Genomic DNA, 19,821 nt, shown 5'->3' on the forward strand with positions numbered 1-19,821 from the left:
ATTGTGTCGTTAGGTTTTCGAGGGGGGGGGGTACTGGAGACGCTGATCGGCGGTCTGCGCATCGCGCACATCGTTCTCGAATTTCGGAGCAATTCTGTCTCGGTCGACCGGATCGGTTGTGGCACAACTTCACACATAGAAGTCGGGGGGAACGTATGGAGTGGAAAGCGCACGGTTACCGAGTGGGATCTTCGACCGAGACCTTCGACGATATCCCGATGGACGCCGATGAGCTCGATCAGTTCGTCGCACTTCACCGTCGCCGGATCGAACCCTGGCTGTCGGCGGTGTTTCAGGCAGAGCATCTGAATCTGCTGCTTGGCAGTGGCTTCACGACATCTGTCGCGTTCGCCGCGGGGGTAGCCGCTACAGGAATGGATGTCGCCGCGGGCACTTCTGCCCATGCCAAGGCCATCATGGACCATGCTGCTGCCAGCGCCAAGAAGATGGGGCGCGGCGAAGCCAATATCGAGGATCAGCTGCGCAGCGCCATCGCTGTTCTCGACGGGCTCGATATCATCGATAAGGATGCTGCGGACGCTGTTCGTGCCGACATCAACACCGCGATTGAGACCTTTCTAAATTCACTGCTTGCGACCGAACGGGGCATCGCCAACGCCGACAGCGCGCCAGCCTCCGCCATGCTTCAGTCCTTTCTTCTAAGCTTTGCCAGCCGTGCGGCGTCACGCGAACGCCTGCACGTCTTCACGACCAACTATGACCGACTAATCGAACGCGGGTGCGACGATGCCGGCCTGCGCATCATCGATCGGTTCGTAGGCACCCTGCGACCCTTATTCCGTAACACCCGTATCGAGCTGGATTATCACTATAATCCGCCAGGGATCCGTGGCGAACCGCGCTTCATGGAAGGCGTCGTTCGCCTGACGAAGTTACACGGCAGTCTCGACTGGCGCTTCGATGAGGCTACGCGGCGCATCTATCGTGCAGAAACCCCCTTTGGTGCGGCGGAGGATCACCCAAGCCTGCCGGACTCTCCCGTTGATACCGTCATGATTTATCCGAATCCTGCGAAAGATGTCGAGACCACCCAATATCCCTATGCCGAGCTGTTTCGTGATTTCGCTTCTGCAACGTGCAAGCCAAATTCCGTCGTTGTTACCTACGGCTATGGCTTCGGTGACGACCATATCAACCGCGTGCTACTCGACATGCTCTCGGTGCCGTCGGCGCATCTAGTAATCATCGCGTTCGATCTCGACGATCGCATCAAGGGGTTCCTGGCGCAAACCCGGGCGGCCCAGGTCAGCCTCCTTGCCGGCCGCCATTTCGGAAGCCTTCAGCGTCTGGTCGACGACTATCTGCCAAAACCCGCGCTCGACTATATCACCGGAAGGATGTCGGAGCTCCTGAAGAACCGAGCCTTCACCGAAGCGCCGGTTGTTGTCGCGGCGCCGGCTGCGGATGCGCCGGCTCAACCGGGCGGTGCCGCATGAGCTCTCCTATCGAGCGGTTGTCCGAGCTTGTCATCGGTACGGTCGAGTCCATCTCGTCAGATGAAGTCCGCGTCATGCTCGATCTCGACGCTCCGCAATCCACCGCGCTCAACACAGGCACGCCGACCAGTTTTCCCCGCCTCAACAGCTATGTCTTGATACCCAATGAGGCCGGCGCGACCGTGGCTTACGTCACCTGGATCGGCATCGAACGCTCGCCATTTCCCAAACGCTCGGGGCTGAAGGACTTCGGCCTCATCGATCTGCCGTTCCCGCTGCGAAAAATGGCACTCACGCCGATCGGGACGCTGACGGTGCGCCGCGACCGCCGCGCAGGCACCAGTGTTTATGACCTTAGCCGCGGCGTTGTCGCCTTTCCGTCGGTCGGCGATCAGATTCTCATACCGACGCCCGAGCAGATCGCAGCAATCGTTGGTGCAAAGGACAGGGACCGCCGCGTCCGGATTGGCTCTTCGCCGCTTGCCGCGAATACATCGATCATGGTCGATCCGGACAAGATTTTCGGGCGGCACGTCGCTGTGCTCGGCAACACCGGCAGCGGCAAGTCCTGCTCGGTTGCAGGTCTAATCCGATGGTCGCTCGACGCCGCTCAAACTGCGCTTACAAACCCGGCTCAAGGGCCGAACGCTCGGTTCATCATTCTCGACCCCAACGGAGAATATGCCAAGGCGTTCGCCGATCGCGCGGACAATGTCCGCCTGTTCCGTGTGCCACCCGTCGACGATCAGAAGGGTGAGCGAGCACTGCGCCTGCCGGCCTGGCTCTGGAACGGCCATGAATGGACGGCGGTGTCGTTCGCCCGACCGGGCGCGCAGCGACCGCTGTTGCTCCAAGCCCTCCGTGACCTGAAAAGCGGCAATCTCTCCGGCGTGCCGGCGGAGGCGCTGGTTCGTCGGCACATCTACTCGTACAGGCTGCTCGTCGATGCCTTGCTTGCGCGCGGGCCGGCAGCGTTTGCGGGCGATGCCGGGCCACGACGCCAATGCGGCGACCTGCTGGACAACATGGCGGCGGATTGCGACGCGATGAGCGCGCGGCTCGACGGCGACCCTGCGGCAACGCTTACCGACATTGCCGCGACCATCCGGGACGTCGCTAACAATCGCCGCGGAAACAACGGTTGGTTCAACAGCTTCACCGTCGCGGAAATCGAATCCGTTCAGGCTGCCCTGCAATCATTCCTCGATCAGGTCGAGGATGCCTTGGCGGTCGCGCAGATCACCGAGGATGCGCCGATCCCCTTCGACGTACAGATGTTGCCGGATCACCTTGAGCGGATCGCCGCGACCGAAGGCGGCGGGCTTGCGGGCTTCATCAGCACGCTTGGCATGCGAATCAGGGGAATGATGGCAGATCCTCGGCTCGGTCAGGTTGTCGGAAGCGAACCGCAGATCAGCTTCGATACTTGGCTCGACGACCTAATCGGCAGCAACGCGTCGGCGAACGGTCAGGTGGCGATCATCGATCTTTCGCTCGTTCCCTCCGAGATCATCCATATCGTTGTCGCCGTGCTCGGCCGACTGACCTTCGAGGCATTGCAGCGCTACAGACGGCTGCATCCGGACGGAAAGCCGCTTCCCACGACGCTGGTGCTAGAAGAGGCGCATAGCTTTATTCGCCGCGGCGGGAACGATGAGGGCGCTCCTGAGAACCCCGCGCAACTCTGCCGCGAGACGTTTGAAAAGATCGCGCGCGAAGGACGAAAGTTCGGCTTGGGCCTCATGCTATCCTCCCAGCGACCGTCCGAACTCTCGCCGACCATCCTTGCCCAGTGCAACACCTTCCTGCTTCATCGGATCGTGAATGACCTTGACCAGGCTTTGGTCGCACGGCTTGTTCCGGATAATGTTGCGGGTCTGCTGAAGGAGCTTCCCAGTCTGCCATCGCGTCAGGCCGTGCTTCTCGGTTGGGCGACGCCGATCCCTTTGCTGGTTGAAATGGACGAACTGGCCGAGGAACATCGGCCTCAATCCTCAGACCCTGATTTCTGGGACGTGTGGACCGGTAAGAGCCCGCGCGTGATCGACTGGCCTGCGCTCGTGCAGGACTGGACCGGCGATCCGCCCGCCTGACCCTAGGCGAGGAGCTCGGCAAGTTCACTTGGCGAACAAGGGTGGACGTCTTTTCGAATCATCCGTTCTGACAGCGCACCAATGTTTGAATGTCATCGAGCAGCACGCGCGCTAGCTCAGCATATGACCTCGTCGCCAGCGGCCGACGGGATGATCTGTCGACTCAGATCTCGAAACCAAGCTTAACGACCGTCCGCTTCATGCGCATGGGTAATCGAGGGCTGCCTGTCCGCTCCCCGCCCCGATTGCACCGTTCCTCACCTGAGTGAGCGGCTCGTCAATCTGCCCCTTACGCCGCTGTCCGCATCTGTCTGCTGCGGAAGCGGATTGCCCATACGGTAACGTGCCATCGCGGTGCGTAGGCTGCGAAGAGAGGCGCGCATCGTTCCCTCTGCCCCTCACGCCGCTTCCCACACCTTGTTGAGGATCTGCGCCGCGAGGGCGGCCTTGTCCTGCGGAAGGAAGCGCCCGTAGTGCTTGGCGACCATCTCGGGGGTGTCCTGGATGGCGTAGCTCGCCTGCTCATAGGAACCGGTCGTCTTGAGGATATGGGTCGCGAGCACGTCCCGGACATTGTGCGGGCCGTGCGGGAGCAGGCCCTTGATGGCACCACGACGGGTATAGGGGTTGTGGATGCCATAGCGCTGGATCGCCAGACGCCAGGCCTCATAGAAGGTGTTCTGGCAGTACGCGGCATCCTTGCTGGTCAGCTTCACCGTCTTGACGAACAGCGTGCCTGGGTCTGCAGCATGCTTCAGCAGTACCCGGCGGTGGCGGTCGATATAGGCGTCGAGATAGTGATAGAGGCCGCCGAGGTCCGGCAGGATCAGCCGGAACGGCTTGCTCCCAAAGAAGGACGAGTTCGCGTTCTTGAAGGCGACGGACGGGATGAGCACTTCCCATCCCTGGTCGCGCTCGCTCCAGCGCAACTCGCCACGCTTCAGCTCGGCGAGGCGGCGCTCCAAGGTGGGTAGCCGGCCGCGCGGACAGACGAGCAGCTGACGCAGGTTCTTCTGCCGCAGCCCCAGATGCAGGCCGAGCCGCAGCATCAGGAAGGCCCGCACCGCTTCGGCCGCGGCGCGCGGGTAGCGCTTCTCGTCCGGCATCAAGCGCAGGATTTCCTCAGTGATCTTGCGATACTCGGCGACCGGGCTGTCCGCCTCCAGAACCGCGATGATCGGCTCGAAGGGATCACGATGGATACGGGCTACGCGCTGCACCTCCCGTGCGCGGGCGAGGCCATGGCGATGCATCTGCTCGCAGGCCGCGTCCCAGTCAGCACGGGCAGCGGCAACGTCGCGCTCGGTGATCAGATTGGGAATAGGACGGATGCGTTCTGCTAACTGCGGGTTCTGCCGCAGCCAACCCGTCTCGGCGCGGGTGAGCGCGGCAGCGATCCGCAGCATGTCGACTTCCCACGCGGTGTAGAAGCCGCGCCGACGCTCCCGCCATTGAATGTACCAGTCCCACACGATCGGGAAGACCAGAAGGCCAAAGCTCAGATTCTCCGGCGGCACGCCAAAGCCATGGACCGCGCCGCTGGGTGACGCTGTCAGCGCACCGAACATCAGACCGAGATGCTCGACTTTCTGCGACGCCGTCTCCTCACCCCAGACGCCGTTGCGCTGATAGCCAAACGCCGTGAGGGTCGCCGTCTTGAACCGGACAAGGTCCGCCATCTCCTCGGCCAGCTGTGGCGGCGCATCGAGCGCCGCACTCGCGAGGTCCGGATCCGGCAGCGATCCATCCTCTTCCCGGCAAAACCGGTACACCCCGCGCGGCCGGGAGGATTGGTCGAGCAGGCCGGGAAAGCGGATCGAGTAGCGCTGCTTCATGGCGGCAGCCTGGAAGCGCCGATAGTCGGTCGTTCCCGAAATCACCACGCGCTGCACCCAGTCGAGGATCTCCTCCCTCTCCCTCAACGGGCGGCGGTCAAAATCATGCGGCAGGTGCCAGGCGAGGCGCCGCCGCTCCGCGCGGCTGATGCCGGCGATGGTGCCCGCCAAGGTGCAGCGGTCTCCGTTCGGCAGCTTCGAGCGGAAGTAGCCGGGCGGCAGGCGGTAGCGCCGCTCGATGAGCTCCAGCGCCGCGAGACTTCGCGAGGCGCGCGGCACCTTCACGCCGCGGCGCCACAGATTGAGTGCCGTGGCATCGACCTGGGCCGCGCTCGCCTCAAGGACACGGGCGAGATGCTTGGCCGTGTCGCCATGGCGGCGCATGTGAAGGTCGAGCGCATCGGCGAATGAGGGAGGGTCGGTCCAGGGCCGCCCGTCGCTCTCAGGGAACTCGATAATGGGCTTCGCCCGAGGGCCGCGTCGGCGCGGCATAGCTTCCGGCTGGTCGGCGCCCCGATGGGGGTTGCCCCGCTCCGAGCTCGGCGGTGCCCGGCGCGCCGCGGCACGCTTCACCGTGACGTGGCCGCGGCGCGCCAGTTCACGGCGCAGTGCATCAAGGCCGGGCGCAAGAACGGGGCCGGCGCGCTGCAGATCGGCGTGATCCACACCGGAGGCGTGAGCGATCGCGTGCCAGTCATAATCGCGCTCCGCCAGGGGCGGTGGCACGCGCGCGGCGAGGAGATCGAGGAGCCAGTTCTGGAACAGGTCGGCGTCGCGAGGCGACAGCACGGTCGGTGCACGCTGCTGGCAGAACTTCACCAACATGCGCGCGAAGCTCGTACGGGGCATCGGCATCAGTGCAGGCACGTTATGGGGAGGCGACTCGCCTCGATTAAGGGCGGCGTTTCTGCCGAGAAGCCGTTTTTTCGGCTACGATCCAGAAGTGGCAGTCCTCGCGATCCAAAACCAGGAGGCGATAGCCTTCGGCGGGCATCAGACGATGCCAATGTGCGGCTAAGCGTTCAGCCAACAAGATCTTCGTGAAGCCCACACATTTCTGTCCAGCGGCGCAATGTGCCGAGATCTATAAAATATTCTACGAAATCAACGGCCCGACCGCCGCGCAATGTGCGCGCTTTTATCCTGCCATCAAGTTGCCCTGCTTCGCCGGACACAAATAAGAGCACGTCACATCGCTGCGATACTATGACAAAGCGGCAGACAACGCGACATAGGCGCCTAGAGCTACCGAATTTACCTCAAGTTCTCCGAAAATACGCCAACTGGGTGTTCCACAGGCCGCCGCATGAGCAGCGACGTAGCCATTCATCGCCATGCCTAACGTGAAACTGCTGTCGGTGATGCGCAGCCGAACTGCTACAGATCGGCGGTCGCGGTGCAGAGAAGCTGCAAAGGAACTGCGGCCAAATCGCGCCCAAGCCGCATCGGTCTTGCATTGGAGCTCCGGTCGCTGAGACTTATTCCGACGCTGATGGTTTGCGGAAGCGCACACCGGCACCGCCACCATTCTCCGGAATGAAGTCGATGCCAGCAGCTTCGAACGCCGCTTGAAGGCGCTCAACTGTGGCCGCCTTCAACGCCTCCCCGCGTTCAAACCGAACCACAGTGTTGGACGAAACCTCGGCGGCACGAGCGAGGTCCAGCACGCTGAAATTCAACGCCGTGCGTGCCATTCGGCACTGAATCGGGCTCATTACAAAATCGCCATCTGGTGGCGAATATCTTCCGTCATGCTCGATCTTCATGTAGGCTTCGCCGTGCAAGCGGCCGGACAAAGTGCGGGAACACGATGTCCGGCCTGACCACAACCCAGGCTGCTTGGAGCTCGGATCATGGCTGATTCTGAGATTAGCACGAGTCTGTCCCGGCCATCCCGGAGGGACGTTCTGTCTGCCGCCCTCCTGACAGTCGGCAGCAATTCCTTCAACAGTTCAGCTGCGGCCGCGCCGCAGGACGACAGCGAAATAGATGCCGCCGTCCTTGCATGGAAACGATGGCGAGCCGCGCATCGGCGGACGCTCGCTCTGTGCCGGAAACAGCAGAGATTGGAATCCGAGCTCGCGCGGACAATCGGCTTTCCGCAGGTAGTTCTTGTTGTAGCCGAACTGCCGTCCCCGGTGCGGGTCAGCTCTCTGCGGCACTTCGATGAGCTGGCGGCCGATCTCCCGTCGCTGTGCATGCGGCGCGCCGAAGTCGCTGCGGTGCTGCGCGCACATCAGCAGCGCTGGGACGACGCGGATCGCGCCATCGGCTACTCCGTCGCTCGGCAGCAAGAGGAGGCGGCTTCCGCCGATGAAGAGTGTCTGGTCGCAAGGCTCCTTGCGGCAGACGCGACGTCTCTGCGCGGCCTCTCTGCAAAGCTCGATGTGCTGATCGCAATCGGTGCTGATGGCGCCGAGGGGCGGCAGTTTCCGTGGCCGGAGGTGCGGCGCATGCGCAGAGATGTTGCGTGCTTGATGCAAACCACAGTGCCAAAACGTAGTCGAAAACATAGCTTCAAGCAGCACTGCAGGTGCGGGAAGCCTGTAGGATGACGGTCATGCGCTCGTTTTGAGGCGGCGCATCCGCTGGGTTTATGAAGCGCACGGGCGGATACCGGTGCGCCGGAAGATCAACGCTTTGAGGTAGAGAGCCCCCTATTCTGCAACGCCGACTGGGGCCTCCGACGCACGATCAGACTGAGAATGCGCGGGGGAGATATAAAAATATCCCATGGGAGGTTTTTCATTGACGAAAGCGCCTCCCATGGGCCATGCTCTCATTGCGCCGACGAGTAACCGCCAGTCATCACGTCAAGCGCAACGTGGAACAAGGAGCTAACGATGTATCCCAGAACGGGTGAACTGCCCATTCCCCTCCAGACTCCCCAGGAGCTGGATACGCTTGATGTCCTAACTGACAGCGGAGATGTGAACGAGACGCCGTTCAACGTCTTCATTGGCCATAACCTCGGTCACCGCGTCTTCACGATGGCAGTGCCCTTCCGGAAGTTCTACGACATTTCGGACGTCGCAAATGATCGCGAACACGGCCCTGTCGCGCAGCGTCCCCTCGACGAAGGGCACGCCAAGAAGCTTGCCGTCTATATGGTCAAAGGGCTGGTCTCGGCCGCAAAGATGCGGCGGCTTGCCCTTGGAAAAGACGTGTCCGAAGCGTTCGACTCGGTGCTTCGTGCGCTTGGTGAGCAGCCTTATTTCTCGCTTCAGCCGATCGTCTGCAACATACGGGATGTTCCGCCCGGCGGAACAGGGGCGGGCGGCATCCGTGGCCTCCGTCTTGAAACCAAAAGCGGCGAAACCGCTGGGTTCAAGGTGTTTTTGTCGGAGAGGCACATTCTGTGGGTGATTGACGGCCAGCATCGCCGTCATGCCGCTGAAATGGCAATGAACTTTCTCGACTCCGTCCGTCAAACTGGTCGCTACCCTGGCAAGGGGGCAGTGCTGTTCTTTGAGAAGGGCAAGCCGGTCAGCGATGCCGACATGCTGGTCTGGACGGAAGCTTATGAAGCCGCACGCGCATTCGCGACGTTAACTGTGGAAGTTCATCTCGGGCTCGACATCGATCAGGAGCGTCAGCTCTTTCATGATCTGAACAGGCTCGGAAAGAAGGTAGACGCATCGCTTGCGTTTCAGTTCGATGGCTCGAATCCGGTCACACACTTTATCAAACACAAGCTGACTGATGACCTTGGAATTCGGATTATTGACACCGAAGTAAAGGATTGGTCGCTCGATACCGGGGCCCTTGTGCTCAAGGATGTAGTTGCAATTAACGCAATCGCTTTTCTCAACAAAGGGAACATCGCCGGAGCGACGCCGGCTATCATCGAGCCTCGCGAGACGACCGTTCTGGAACTCTGGGGGCAGATCGTCCAAATTCCGGGATTCGGAGACGAGTGTGCAAAGGAAAAGACCGTCGCAGCGCAGCCGGTAATCCTGAAAGCGCTTGCGAAGCTCACCTACGATTTGAACTTTAACAATCGTCGGCCTGAAAATGCCGAAGAGCTTTACGCTCGTCTCCTTGCAGGAATCCCAGAAATCGATTTCAGCCACGAGAATCCGATGTGGCGCTATTATCAGATGAGCGAAGACGAGCGTCTTAATGCTGGACTCAGCGGCTTAGCCGGTTATCTGCCGGACGAAAACGGCACCGCCAACCGCGATATTGGAGCGATGCAGGGCGACTACTTCCGCTTTGGCGCAAAGCACAATGACATTTTCCCGCTTCTGGCGGATATGATCCGCTGGAAGCTTGAGCTGCCTAGCCGCCGCGAAGCCTAAGTCAAAGCGGACCTGTCAGTCACCGCTGACAGGTCCGCCAACTCATTGCGTTTGTGCGCGCGGCATCATCTGTCGGGTTGGTGGCCGCTCTTCAAGCCCGATCGTTCCGACCATGCACCGGCAAGTTCTATGCGGTTTTGATCGCCTCTGACGAAGGCCGCACAGCAGGAGATCACGTCCGCGAGGGGCCACCGCGCAGGTCCTTTGAGACTGCACTCCCATACGGTGAGCACGCGCCAGCCCGCAGCGGCGAGGTCCTCCCGATCACGCCGATCGCGCGCGGAGTTGCTGCCGATCTTGCCAGCCCAGAATTCGGCACGCGTCGCTGGCAGCCGGAACATTGGGCACTGATGTCCGTGCCAAAAGCAGCCATGCACGAAGATGATGGCTCGGTGCCGCGGGAACACCAGATCGGGCCGACCGGGCAGCCCGCGCCGGTGCAGACGGAACCGCAGGCCGGTCGCGTGTAACCCCCGCCGGATCAGAAGCTCCGGCTTGGTGTCACGGCCGCGGATGCGGCTCATGTTCAGGCTGCGCTGTTCGGGCGAGAGCACATCCGGCATGGCGTGTCACGTCGTGGTAGCGTCGGCCACGACCGCTTGCAGCGCCCTGCCGATCTCGCCTGTGCTCATGCCCGGCCGCAGTGTCACGGCGCCGAACCGGAATCCGGCCCGGTATTCGGGGTGAAAAAGCCGGCCCGGCAACTGCGTATCTCTGTAGCCTGAGACAAGCGACGGAACATAGGGGGCGAGCAGATAGGCGGCGCTCACAATTCCAGTCACACCTCCCGTCTCGACTTCCCGCACAAGCGCGTCGCGGTAGGTGTGGATTGAACTCAAGGCGTCGTTCAGGCCTTCCTCGATACGGTACTTTGCATCGAGCACGATCAGCCGGTCTGCCGTCCCGCCTGCAGCCGTGGAATGCGCCGCAACAATATCGGGCGCCATGGTACGGCTCATCGAGCCGCGCCCGTCCGGCTCTTTCCAGAATTCGCGATACTGCTTTTGAAAGCAGAGTTTCCAGCCGCCCCCCACGGGCACGGTGACAGCGCCAGCTGCCAACGTCACTCCCCCGGCAGCATCAGCGATGAACAGGTCGCCAACTTCTAGTCCTTCTGGCCCGAACGCTTCTCCGCCGGCCCGCACGAGGCGCAGGAAGCACCACAACTCGTAAAGCTCGAAAGTCCGGGCAAGCGGCAAGTTGAGGAAATCGCCGAATACTGCGGCGATCCCGAGATTCATGTCCTGCCACAGCCTGTAGAAACGGCGATAGGTGGGGTCATTGCGGAACACGGCCGAGAGCACAAGGTGCGCCGGAGCTTCACCGGCTTCTGCGAAGGGCGGCAAGCCTGCGAACTGACCTATGCGGCGGGCAAGTCGACGGCAGCGTTGTGCCCATTGAACTGCGCTGTGGCGCTGTTCCGCCTCGCCACCGGCCGGGCTGCGCTCGAGCAGTTCCGCCGCTGCAGCCAGCCACGCTGCCCAAAACCGCAGGCAGGCTCCCATCTGCCGGTGCTCCGGCAGGTCGAGTGAACTGAGCCGGCGCCTGACCCGGATGTGCTCGGGTAGGAATCCCTTGAGCGGCGCAGGAAGGCGCGAGGGCGTGTCGCGCTCTTGGAGAATACGCCCTGCACGGAAGGAGCGCAGCACTTCCGGCCCGGTCGCCCGGCTGGCGCGGTGATACGGCACAGCAGTATCTTCGGCGGCAAGGCGTCGGCGTGGGTTGCGTGCGATTCCGGCGACGATCGCTTCTAGCTCGTCGACCCGCGCGCGCAGAAACTCGAGTCGCGCGATGCCGGGCGGCCGGGTTCCGCTTCCGCGTGCAACGCCCTTACGGAATCCGCTCAACGAGAAAAGCGCGAAAGTGTCGCCGAGGATCTCCCGCACCATTTCATCGAAATCGTCGCGCGTTAGTTTGCGCTGATCGGCATCGGTGACGATTTCGAAGCGGCGCGCCGGCGTCCCGGCTATGCGCAGCTCCGCCTCGACCGTCCCGGCATGGAACCCCGGCGACCAGCGCCAGCGCGCAGCATCCGGCGCCGGCGCCCGCAGCGCCTCCAGCTTCACATCGTCGATCAGAAGGTCGGCGTCGGGCGCTTCGGGACTGTTCCGCAGCTCAAAGAGATACCGCCCGGTTTCCTGAATCATGCCGGGCGCGATAACCTCGGGCTCGGGCCAGACCCGCCACGCCGCGCCCGTCCTCTCGTTCAGCATCATCAGAGCTGGCATAGGGCGGCCTCATCGCGTCGCCTGGAACGAGCCAAACTCATCGAGATCTGCCACCAGACGGTTGAGAAAAGCCTGCGAACGGGGAAGCGGGCCGAGCGCTTTCAGGAGTTCCGTGAGCATAGGCCTTTGGCGTTCAGCCCCCCTGAGCTTGATTAGGACCTTCTGCACCATCAGGGCGTCAGTAACGCCCGCAGCATCATCCTTCAGGTGTTCGGCGGCAAAGGCGTGGTAGCGAACGACTTCTTCCGCTACACGGTAACCGAAGCCAAGGCCGTGAGGCGCCATGATCGCCTGCGCCGCGAGAAGATGGCTCTCGCAGGCGGCGCGTGCGTCCTTCAGCGCCGGCTCTCGCGCCTCGAACTCGACAAGAAAGCCCGCAAGATCGACCGCCGACATGTCGATTACCAGTGCGCGGTCGAGAACCTTGTCGCTGACGGCGCTTGTGGTTTCGTCGATGTTGATCGTCCCCGTGATGTAGAGATTCCCCGGCAGAGGAAGCTGCGCCGGGACGCTGGTCCCGGTCGAGCCTTCCAGCGGTACGCCGCTGGAATGAAGCTGAAGAGGCTCCCCTGTCTCGATCGCCGAAAGCACGTCCGAGAAATAGTATTCGACCCGAGCCAGATTCATCTCATCGAGAATGACGAACACGGGCGAGTCCCGGTGCGCCGTCGCCACGAGAACGGCTTCGAGAAAGGGAGGCACCACATAGCGGTTCGACAGGACATCATAGTAGCCGGTGAGGCCGGTCGGGTCGGTCCATTCCGGGCGCACCGGGCAGACTACCAGGAATGGATCCGCAGCATCCGCCGTCAGCCCATGCACCGCCCGCGCATACTTCAGGGCAAGTTGTGTCTTGCCGGTGCCGGACAGGCCCGCAAGGATCACGAAATGCTTGTGGGTAAGGAAATTGAGCGCGGCGTGATAGTGGCGCACTTCGCCGCCGGTATAGTGCCCGCCCAGAGCTGTGACGGCCGCCTCGATCTCCCCGACCGGAAGCGTCTGCGGCAGCCGCCGCATCCCGACACTGACCGCGGCGGCATCCTCCCAAACTTGAAGCTCGTGTACCTTCTCGTGGCCAACCAAGCTGCCGAGATAACCTACGAATTGCCGGGCAAGCAGGCTGCGCCGCGCTGACGCCGCAGGTGGCCAGATACTGAATACAATCTGATCGATCGGAACGGGGCGGCTGATTGCGGACAGATCTTCCGGGAGACTATCCCAGAAGTTTTTGTTCCGGATGTACAGCAGCCCGTCTTTAGCAACGTATCCCTTAACGTTCTTATTATTGTCGGTATAGTTCAGGCCATCAGGAGAAATCGCGGTCGGAGCGGAGTTATCTGCGGTCGTCTTCGCATCTTCCTCCTCGCTGTCTCTGTCATCCTCTTCAGCGGCCCGGGCCGAGCCCCGCGGGCGCGACACACCGGCCGCGCGCATCTCGGCCAATCTCTCCCGGAACGTCGCAAGGCCGCTCCTAACAAAAAGCGAGAAATAAATTTCGTCCTCTGGTGGAAACCTCAACAGACAATGCACAACAACCTGATCGGCGTCACCCGACAGGGCGTCAAAATTCACATTGAATGCGAAAAGACCACGTTCCACAACTTTGGCGCTGTTGGAAAATCCGAACGCGTCCGAGAAACGGGTCTTCCCAGTCACTGCGGGATTGGCTTTGACCGCCGCCTTATATCGCTGCTGCCGCTCGGCGAGGTTCATCCGCCGTCTCCTCCCGCTCGCCTCTCATGGCCATAAGCATTGTCTCTGCCAACGCCCTCGCCATGAGCGGCGGCACCGCGTTCCCGATCTGGCGGAACGCTGGATTCATTGTCCCGCTAAACACGAATCCATCCGGAAACGACTGCAGCCGAGCCGCCTCACGCACGGAGATCGTACGCGACTGCTCGCTGTCGTAATGAATATGGCTGTAGCCATCCTTCCCCAGATGGGCCATGAGCGTGCGCGCCGGCTGGTCCCGCCACATCTTGCGCCACTTGTTCGGGAACTTGCTCGCATCATAGGGCGGCACGATCGCATCCTTTAGCCGCTCATATTCGGCCGAGCCGGTGCGGATCATCTGTCCCTGCCGGCGCAGCTCAGCGAGGCGTTCTTCCAACATGTTCATCGCGTGCTGGTGCGCTTGCGGGTATTGGTCGCCGGGATTGAGCCTCGCGAATAGCTCATAGTCGCGCGGAAGGTACCGGATCACATGGTCTGAGAGGCCGTCAGCGGGCGCCTCAAAGCCGGACCAAGACCTCATCACTGACGCGTAGGCCGAAGGCTTCCGGCGCCGATCATAAGGAATGGTCTCATTGAAACGGCGCGCGCCCCGCTTCAGCACGCCAGCGGCGAGCTGCCGGCGCGCATAGATTGGCGGAAGATCGCCGATCGCTTGTTCTGCCGTCACGGCCGGTATCAGGTCGCGGCGTGGGCTTGGCGGATCGAGATAGTCGTGGGCGTCGTCTAGGAGGCTGTTCAGCACCTTCAGCGCGACCGCGCGCGACCCCTCATAGCCCGGAGGCAACGTCATCCAATGGCTCGGTTTTGGGAAGGTTACACGCTGCGCCACCTCGCGCCGGTAGCCAATAAGAAACATCCGCTCCCGCATCTGCGGCACGCCGTAGAACGACGCGTTCAAGAGCGTGTAGCCGCAGGTATAGCCCTTCGCCTCCAGCACCTCGCAAATCTCTTCGGCAAGGTTCTGGCCGCCATGGTTGAGCAGGTCAGGCACATTTTCCATCAACACCGCGAGCGGCTGGAAGGCATCAACGTACCGAAGATATTCCTGATAGAGCCGGGCGCGGGGATCATTCCGGAAAGCTTGTGGATGCGCGTCGATTTCACGCAGTTTAGGCCGCCCGACCCGTGCAAATGCTTGGCATGGCGGTCCCCCCACTATCACGTCGATGGCATCTTCTAAAGGGCCGAGCTGCAGGTCAGCAGCGAGCTCAGCGGGATCGGTGCGTGTGATATCACGTGCGATGCAATGTTCTACGGCACCGCCATGAAAATTGATTCCATGCGACCGCGCGGCATCGGGATCGAATTCAACTGCGCCGCTAATCTCGAAGCCCGCCGCCTTGAACCCCAAAGAAAGTCCGCCGCATCCCGCAAAGAGATCTAGCAGGCGTGGCTTAGCCCCCGCGCGGAGACGGGCTGCCTTGTGGGTGAAACGATCTGTCATTGGTCTCTCGTCCGAACTTCCTTAGGCAGGCGAAGCGGCAGTTCGGTCTGGCCGTGATAATCATCGAGAAACCTGAGAACCGCCTGACGGATCACCCAGGCGGCGGATACGTCGTTGGCGCTTGCGAGCCCCTGAATCCGGACATGGGCATCCTGGGGGAGGATTACCGAGGTTCGAATCGATTTGCCCCGCGCCGACATGGCTTGATATCCCCATCAATGATTCGAGCACATAATCTGCATCACATGGGTGCGCCATGCACCACAATTGCAGCCGGGCACGTCCACGTTGACGGAATCCATACTCCGCTCCGCCCTGCGTGTTGCTATTTTGTTCTAAAATATCATGCTTGACGACGATCGCAATCTGCATCGCCCCTTCTTACGTTGAGCGGGTTTGTACAAAGAGGCCGCCCGCAAACGGTCATTGTCTCCCTTTCGTCCACATCTTCTAAACCAATGCAATTTCAACAACATACGTGTTCGCTGTTTCGCCTTGGTCGGCGCGCCACTTCTGTACAAAGCCGCGAGCACCCGGATGGGGACTTTGTTGGCTAGTACGGCTCTCTCCAGCACTGTCCTTGATCCGTGGATCCGCACGGCGTGCTGATCCACTCCTACGGCAAGGGTGAAACCAAGCGGCAGGCGGGAGCCATTATAGAAGCCTTGCCGGGCGTTCTTTTTCATGGCCCGCAGCACATGCTTGGCATTCTCGCGGGACTGGTACTCGTCTAATTCCGGAGATGACCCGATGCGGCGCCTTCGAGCGTCTGCTTCGGAACCCTCTCCAGCTACGAGCCGCGTAGCGCGCGTCCCATTACACCGACGGGTGGATCGAGGGTCATCTCCGATGCCGGGAATTCCAGCATCGGCTCGTGGTGCCTCCTCTCACCCTGTCGACACAGCTGACGACCTGGTCGCCGCTGAGCCCACGGGAGGCGCCTGCAGATCGTAACCGCTCTGATCTCTCTTTGCATGACGGCCTCCAGATCCGGCGCGTGCAATACAATCGGAAGAATTCTAAATATCGATCTCTACGAGCAAGATAAACTTGACGAAGATTTGTATATGCTGAAGAGTCATTGGCCCAATATTGGCAGGCGGGAATCACAATTTAGGCACGATATGTCATTCTGCATGTGAGAGACGTTCTAAGGTGCTGCCGTGAACAAGCCGATACCTCAGCATTTGTTTGTAGGGACCGTTGATGGGGAGCCAAATTGCGCTCCCGACTCCGATGTGTATGAAATCTGGCCGAAATTCATCGTGATGGTGTTGTTGCGCGGCGCGCAGCACTTCGTCATCGACGATCGCGATTTCCGGATCGATGCGGGATCGGGCGAGGACATGCGTCCCCTGGTTTTCATGCTCAATGTCGCACGCTTCTCGCGTCTGCATTTCGTCAATGACAGCAATGTCCCGCTGCGCAAGATCATGATCTCCGCACCGCATCCCTGGATGGAATGGCTGATGCGCACGCAAGGGGCGCAAAGCTCGGTGCTGCGTCCGTTCCTGGCTCGTCATCTGTCGCAGTTCAGCTTCCCGGCGAGCGGGCAAGTCCGCCAGCTCGCCGAGCAGATCATGGCGCCGCCGCCGTCGCTGGAGGGCGAGTTGCGCTCTCTCCACCGGAATTCGCGCGCGCTCGACATCATGTGCCTCGCCTGCCTCGCGCTGGCCGGCGACGAGGAGGAGCGCCGACGGCCACTGCTCGCCAGCCGGCGGCAGAGCGAGCGGGTGCGGGATTTCGTGCTGAAGCACCTCGACCGCAGCCTCACCATCGAGGAGATCGCCTTCGCGGTCGGAGCGAGCGTGTCTTCCGTGCAGCGGCACTTCAAGGAACATTTCCAGATGACGGTGTTCGAGTTCATCCGCAAGGAGCGGCTGGAGCGCGCCTGCCTCGCGCTGGAGCGGGATGGCATCACCATCGCCCAGGCTGCCTATGCGGCCGGTTACACCGATCCGTCGAACTTCTCCGTCGCCTTCAAGAAGGTTTATGGCGTGCCGCCCAAATATAAGCGGCGCTGAGGGCGGCCGGCATCGAGACGCGGATAGCGCAGCGTGATGAGCCGCGCCGGAAGCGTTGCCAGCGCCAGCGCGGCGGCGAAGCCGGCGAGGGCGGGCAGCGGCGGGATGTGCCAGCGCCGGCTGCAATCTCCCGGCTCGGCGACGGGGTCGGTGCGGACGTCGAGGGCGCGGAAGTCCATATCGAGGCCGCAACCGATTCCCTTGGCTACGGCCTCCTTGCGCGTCCATAGCCGATAGAAGGCGTGGCGGCGTTCTTCCTCCGGCAGCCCGGCGAGCAAGGCGAGTTCCCCCCAGGAGAAGACGTCCGGCGCGATCTCATAGGGCGGAGCGGTCCGCATCGCCTCGATGTCGACGCCGACCGGACCGCCGCGGCTGATGGCGATCAAGGCGAGATCGCCGCTATGCGACAGGTTGAAGTCGAGATCGCCGCCGTCGAGGCCGGGGCGGCCCCATGGCCCGATCGAGAAGGCAAGGTCTGCCGGCGGCAAGCCGAGCTCGGCGGCGAGCACCCGGCGCAGGGCGGCGTGCGCCGTGACATAGGCGGCGCGCAGCGGGCGGGTGCGGAACGCCTCCGCGCGCCTGTTCTCGCCGGGATCCAGCAGCGCGACATCTTCCGGATCCTCGTGCGGACCGCTTTCGACCAGCCAGAGCCGGACCTCTCCGGGGTCGAGACGGCGGAGGGTTTCCGGCGTCGCCGGCTTCCACGGCTGTCCGGAGTCTGTGCGCTGGATGTTGAGGTAGTTCATGGCCGGTGCCGATCCGTTGCAGCGCCGCATGTCTCTTCCACCTGGCCCGTCGTCTGTGGCACGCTGCAGACGTTCGCGACGTAGGAAACGGCCATGTCGTGCTTCACGCGGGAGAAGTCGCCGACCGCATCGGCGACGAAGAACGGCTCGATGTCGTGCATGAAGGCATCGGCCGCCGTGAGCAGGCAGCCGATATGGGCGTAGACGCCGCAGATGACGAGCTGGTCGCGACCGCGCACGCGCATCAGCGTCTCGAGATTGGAGCGCTGGAAGGCGCTGTAGCGGTGCTTCACCAGCACGAGGTCGCCCCCCGCCGGGGCGAGCGCGTCGAGGATGGGGCGGTGCTCGGCCGGATCGCTCATGCCGGCACCCCAGAGATCGGCCTGCAGGCCGCGGTCGCGGCGGTCCTGTCGCACCTCCTGCGCGGTGTAGAAGACCGGCATGCCGACCACGCGCGCGGCGGCGATGAGCCGGGCGATGTTGGCGACCAGCGGTGTCAGCGGGGCGGCGTCGGCTGCGAACGGCCGGAGGAAATAGCGCTGCATGTCGTGCACCAGCAGCGCCGCTCGCCGGGGTGCGAGCCGCCAGCTTGCCCTTGCCGGCGGCAGCTCGGCGGCTTCCGGCAACCTGTAGGGGGCGATGCGCGGCAAGGCGGGCGTCCCGGCGGGCGGGGCGTCGGCTGGCGGTTGCTGCGGCGCCGGGGAGAGGACGGCGGTCACCGGCGCACCTCATGGTCGAGCGGGATATCGAGGGCGTTGAGCAGCGCGGCGAACTTGGCGCCGGTCTCCTCCGCCTCGGCGAGGGGATCGGAGCCCGGTACGATGCCGGCCCCGGCGAATAGCCGCGCCTGCCGGCCGGCGATCTCGGCGCAGCGTATGGTGACGTACCAGGCGCCATCGCCGCGGCCGTCGCACCAGCCGACCGTGCCGGCATAGAAGTCGCGGCCATACTCCTCGAGCGCGGCGATGTGGCGGGCCGCCTTCTCGCGCGGCACGCCGCACACCGCCGGGGTCGGATGCAGCGCGGCGGCGAGCACGGCGGCGGAGACGTCCGGGTCCTTCAGCTCGCCCTCGATGCCGGTGCCGAGATGCCACATGCTGGCGGTCGAGGTGAGCGCCAGACCCTGCGGCCGGAACAGTCGGCGGCACCAGGGGGCGAGCGTGTCGAGGATAAACTCCACCACGATGGCATGCTCGCGCCGGTCCTTTCGCGAACGCAGCAAGCCGGCGCCGGCCGCCGCGTCGGCCGCGAGGTCACCGGGACGACGGCGGGCGGAACCGGCGAGCGGATGCGAGGAGATGCGCGCGCCGTTCTTGGCGAGCAGCAGTTCCGGCGTCGCACCCGCCATCACCCGGCTCACCCCATCGCGTGGCGGTAGCGGCACCAGGAAGGCGGTGCTGGCCGGATCCACCGCCAGCCGGGCGAACAGTGCCGCGAGATCGATGTCCCGGTCGGCGGTGGCGAGGAGGCTGCGCGACAGCACCACCTTCCTCAGCCCGTCAGGGGCCGAGGCTTCGCCGGCCATGATGTCGAGCGCGCGGCGCACGGACCGCGCATAGCCGGCGGCGTCGGGCTGATGGTGGATTTGCCAGTTGCGGCAGATCGCCGGACGCGGGACGGGCCGGGCGGTGCCGGCGGGACGGCGGGCGACCTGGGCGACCTGCCAGAGGCAATCCGCCGCCTCGCGGTCGAAGGGCAGCGCACCGGCGACCACGGCGTCGGCGCCGGCGGCGTGGAAGGCGGCGGTCAGGCGCGCCTCCAGCGTGGCGACCGGGCCGGAGGCGAGTGGCGCCGCCGCGCCGAGGCCGTGCATCAGGCCCTGCGGCGACTGGAACGCGAAGACGGTCTCCCGGCCGCCCGGCGGCGGAAGGGGAGCGGTGGCATCGGCGCGGACGGAAGGGTCGAGGCGTGTCAGCATGTTCATGGCCGATCTCCTGCGAGGGGGATGACGGGCCATCG

At 63.1% G+C, this 19,821-nt stretch carries 16 protein-coding genes; 5 read left to right on the forward strand and 11 right to left on the reverse strand.

The window, feature by feature from the left end:
* Window positions 1–218: 218 nt before the first annotated feature.
* Together KHC28_RS01700 and KHC28_RS01705 are read left to right on the forward strand one after the other, a co-directional pair.
* A complete protein-coding gene (locus KHC28_RS01700) occupies window positions 219–1,457 on the forward strand; it encodes an SIR2 family protein (RefSeq protein ID WP_246564149.1) in 1,239 nt (412 codons plus the stop codon).
* Window positions 1,454–3,550: an ATP-binding protein gene (locus KHC28_RS01705; RefSeq protein ID WP_214006603.1), complete on the forward strand. Its 2,097-nt coding sequence runs from the start codon at window positions 1,454–1,456 to the stop codon at window positions 3,548–3,550. The genes KHC28_RS01700 and KHC28_RS01705 overlap by 4 nt, the downstream gene beginning before the upstream one ends.
* Before the next feature lie 398 nt (window positions 3,551–3,948).
* On the opposite strand, the gene KHC28_RS01710 is transcribed toward KHC28_RS01705, so the two are convergent.
* The 3 genes from KHC28_RS01710 to KHC28_RS01720 form a co-directional block, all read right to left on the reverse strand.
* On the reverse strand, window positions 3,949–6,210 hold the full coding sequence (locus KHC28_RS01710) for a hypothetical protein (protein ID WP_214006604.1): 2,262 nt from the start codon (window positions 6,208–6,210) through the stop codon (window positions 3,949–3,951).
* Window positions 6,211–6,863: 653 nt separating this feature from the next.
* On the reverse strand, window positions 6,864–7,100 hold the full coding sequence (locus KHC28_RS01715; protein WP_214006917.1) for a helix-turn-helix domain-containing protein: 237 nt from the start codon (window positions 7,098–7,100) through the stop codon (window positions 6,864–6,866).
* A 237-nt stretch (window positions 7,101–7,337) separates the two neighbouring features.
* Window positions 7,338–7,679: a hypothetical protein gene (locus KHC28_RS01720; RefSeq protein ID WP_214006605.1), complete on the reverse strand. Its 342-nt coding sequence runs from the start codon at window positions 7,677–7,679 to the stop codon at window positions 7,338–7,340.
* A 549-nt stretch (window positions 7,680–8,228) separates the two neighbouring features.
* Between KHC28_RS01720 and KHC28_RS01725 the strand changes: the two genes are divergently transcribed.
* The gene (locus tag KHC28_RS01725) at window positions 8,229–9,686 is read left to right on the forward strand and encodes a DNA sulfur modification protein DndB (protein ID WP_214006606.1); all 1,458 of its coding nucleotides are present in this window, start codon (window positions 8,229–8,231) and stop codon (window positions 9,684–9,686) included.
* A gap of 65 nt (window positions 9,687–9,751) precedes the next feature.
* On the opposite strand, the gene KHC28_RS01730 is transcribed toward KHC28_RS01725, so the two are convergent.
* The 5 genes from KHC28_RS01730 to KHC28_RS01750 are packed head-to-tail and all read right to left on the reverse strand — an operon-like array spanning window position 9,752 to window position 15,292.
* A complete protein-coding gene (locus tag KHC28_RS01730) occupies window positions 9,752–10,249 on the reverse strand; it encodes a very short patch repair endonuclease (protein WP_214006607.1) in 498 nt (165 codons plus the stop codon).
* Window positions 10,250–10,255: 6 nt separating this feature from the next.
* Window positions 10,256–11,914 (reverse strand): DUF2357 domain-containing protein, encoded by a 1,659-nt coding sequence (locus tag KHC28_RS01735; protein ID WP_214006608.1) that lies wholly within the window; start codon window positions 11,912–11,914, stop codon window positions 10,256–10,258.
* A gap of 9 nt (window positions 11,915–11,923) precedes the next feature.
* On the reverse strand, window positions 11,924–13,627 hold the full coding sequence (locus KHC28_RS01740; protein WP_214006609.1) for an McrB family protein: 1,704 nt from the start codon (window positions 13,625–13,627) through the stop codon (window positions 11,924–11,926).
* Complete coding sequence (locus KHC28_RS01745; RefSeq protein WP_214006610.1) at window positions 13,596–15,092, reverse strand: DNA cytosine methyltransferase; 1,497 nt, start codon at window positions 15,090–15,092, stop codon at window positions 13,596–13,598. The genes KHC28_RS01740 and KHC28_RS01745 overlap by 32 nt, the downstream gene beginning before the upstream one ends.
* Window positions 15,089–15,292, reverse strand: coding sequence for a ribbon-helix-helix domain-containing protein (locus tag KHC28_RS01750; protein WP_214006611.1), 204 nt, complete (start codon window positions 15,290–15,292; stop codon window positions 15,089–15,091). Before KHC28_RS01750 ends, KHC28_RS01745 begins: the two co-directional genes overlap by 4 nt.
* 402 nt (window positions 15,293–15,694) lie before the next feature.
* On the opposite strand from KHC28_RS01750, the gene KHC28_RS27635 reads away from it, so the two are divergent.
* Together KHC28_RS27635 and KHC28_RS01755 are read left to right on the forward strand one after the other, a co-directional pair.
* The gene (locus KHC28_RS27635) at window positions 15,695–15,826 is read left to right on the forward strand and encodes a hypothetical protein (protein ID WP_281419061.1); all 132 of its coding nucleotides are present in this window, start codon (window positions 15,695–15,697) and stop codon (window positions 15,824–15,826) included.
* A gap of 429 nt (window positions 15,827–16,255) precedes the next feature.
* Window positions 16,256–17,116: a helix-turn-helix transcriptional regulator gene (locus KHC28_RS01755; protein WP_512699543.1), complete on the forward strand. Its 861-nt coding sequence runs from the start codon at window positions 16,256–16,258 to the stop codon at window positions 17,114–17,116.
* Here KHC28_RS01755 and KHC28_RS01760 read toward each other — a convergent pair.
* Genes KHC28_RS01760 through KHC28_RS01770 form a run of 3 tightly spaced genes read right to left on the reverse strand, consistent with a single transcriptional unit; the run spans window position 17,083 to window position 19,786 of the window.
* Window positions 17,083–17,862 (reverse strand): 4'-phosphopantetheinyl transferase family protein, encoded by a 780-nt coding sequence (locus KHC28_RS01760; protein WP_214006612.1) that lies wholly within the window; start codon window positions 17,860–17,862, stop codon window positions 17,083–17,085. The two genes, KHC28_RS01755 and KHC28_RS01760, sit on opposite strands and share 34 nt — an antisense overlap.
* Window positions 17,859–18,581, reverse strand: coding sequence for an isochorismatase family protein (locus tag KHC28_RS01765; protein ID WP_312893048.1), 723 nt, complete (start codon window positions 18,579–18,581; stop codon window positions 17,859–17,861). Before KHC28_RS01765 ends, KHC28_RS01760 begins: the two co-directional genes overlap by 4 nt.
* On the reverse strand, window positions 18,578–19,786 hold the full coding sequence (locus KHC28_RS01770) for an isochorismate synthase (protein WP_214006613.1): 1,209 nt from the start codon (window positions 19,784–19,786) through the stop codon (window positions 18,578–18,580). Before KHC28_RS01770 ends, KHC28_RS01765 begins: the two co-directional genes overlap by 4 nt.
* Window positions 19,787–19,821 lie beyond the last annotated feature (35 nt).

Origin of the sequence: Ancylobacter sonchi, from assembly GCF_018390695.1 — a bacterium.
GTDB classification, from domain to species: domain Bacteria; phylum Pseudomonadota; class Alphaproteobacteria; order Rhizobiales; family Xanthobacteraceae; genus Ancylobacter; species Ancylobacter sonchi.

Coding starts and splice junctions, on each gene's coding strand:
- KHC28_RS01760 (WP_214006612.1), bottom strand. CDS start 17,862: ATGAACTACCTCAACATCCAGCGCACAGACTCCGGACAGCCGTGGAAG.
- KHC28_RS01725 (WP_214006606.1), top strand. CDS start 8,229: ATGTATCCCAGAACGGGTGAACTGCCCATTCCCCTCCAGACTCCCCAG.
- KHC28_RS01715 (WP_214006917.1), bottom strand. CDS start 7,100: ATGAGCCCGATTCAGTGCCGAATGGCACGCACGGCGTTGAATTTCAGC.
- KHC28_RS01745 (WP_214006610.1), bottom strand. CDS start 15,092: ATGACAGATCGTTTCACCCACAAGGCAGCCCGTCTCCGCGCGGGGGCT.
- KHC28_RS01735 (WP_214006608.1), bottom strand. CDS start 11,914: ATGCCAGCTCTGATGATGCTGAACGAGAGGACGGGCGCGGCGTGGCGG.
- KHC28_RS01705 (WP_214006603.1), top strand. CDS start 1,454: ATGAGCTCTCCTATCGAGCGGTTGTCCGAGCTTGTCATCGGTACGGTC.
- KHC28_RS01730 (WP_214006607.1), bottom strand. CDS start 10,249: ATGCCGGATGTGCTCTCGCCCGAACAGCGCAGCCTGAACATGAGCCGC.
- KHC28_RS01710 (WP_214006604.1), bottom strand. CDS start 6,210: ATGTTGGTGAAGTTCTGCCAGCAGCGTGCACCGACCGTGCTGTCGCCT.
- KHC28_RS01770 (WP_214006613.1), bottom strand. CDS start 19,786: ATGAACATGCTGACACGCCTCGACCCTTCCGTCCGCGCCGATGCCACC.
- KHC28_RS01700 (WP_246564149.1), top strand. CDS start 219: ATGGACGCCGATGAGCTCGATCAGTTCGTCGCACTTCACCGTCGCCGG.
- KHC28_RS01750 (WP_214006611.1), bottom strand. CDS start 15,292: ATGTCGGCGCGGGGCAAATCGATTCGAACCTCGGTAATCCTCCCCCAG.
- KHC28_RS01740 (WP_214006609.1), bottom strand. CDS start 13,627: ATGAACCTCGCCGAGCGGCAGCAGCGATATAAGGCGGCGGTCAAAGCC.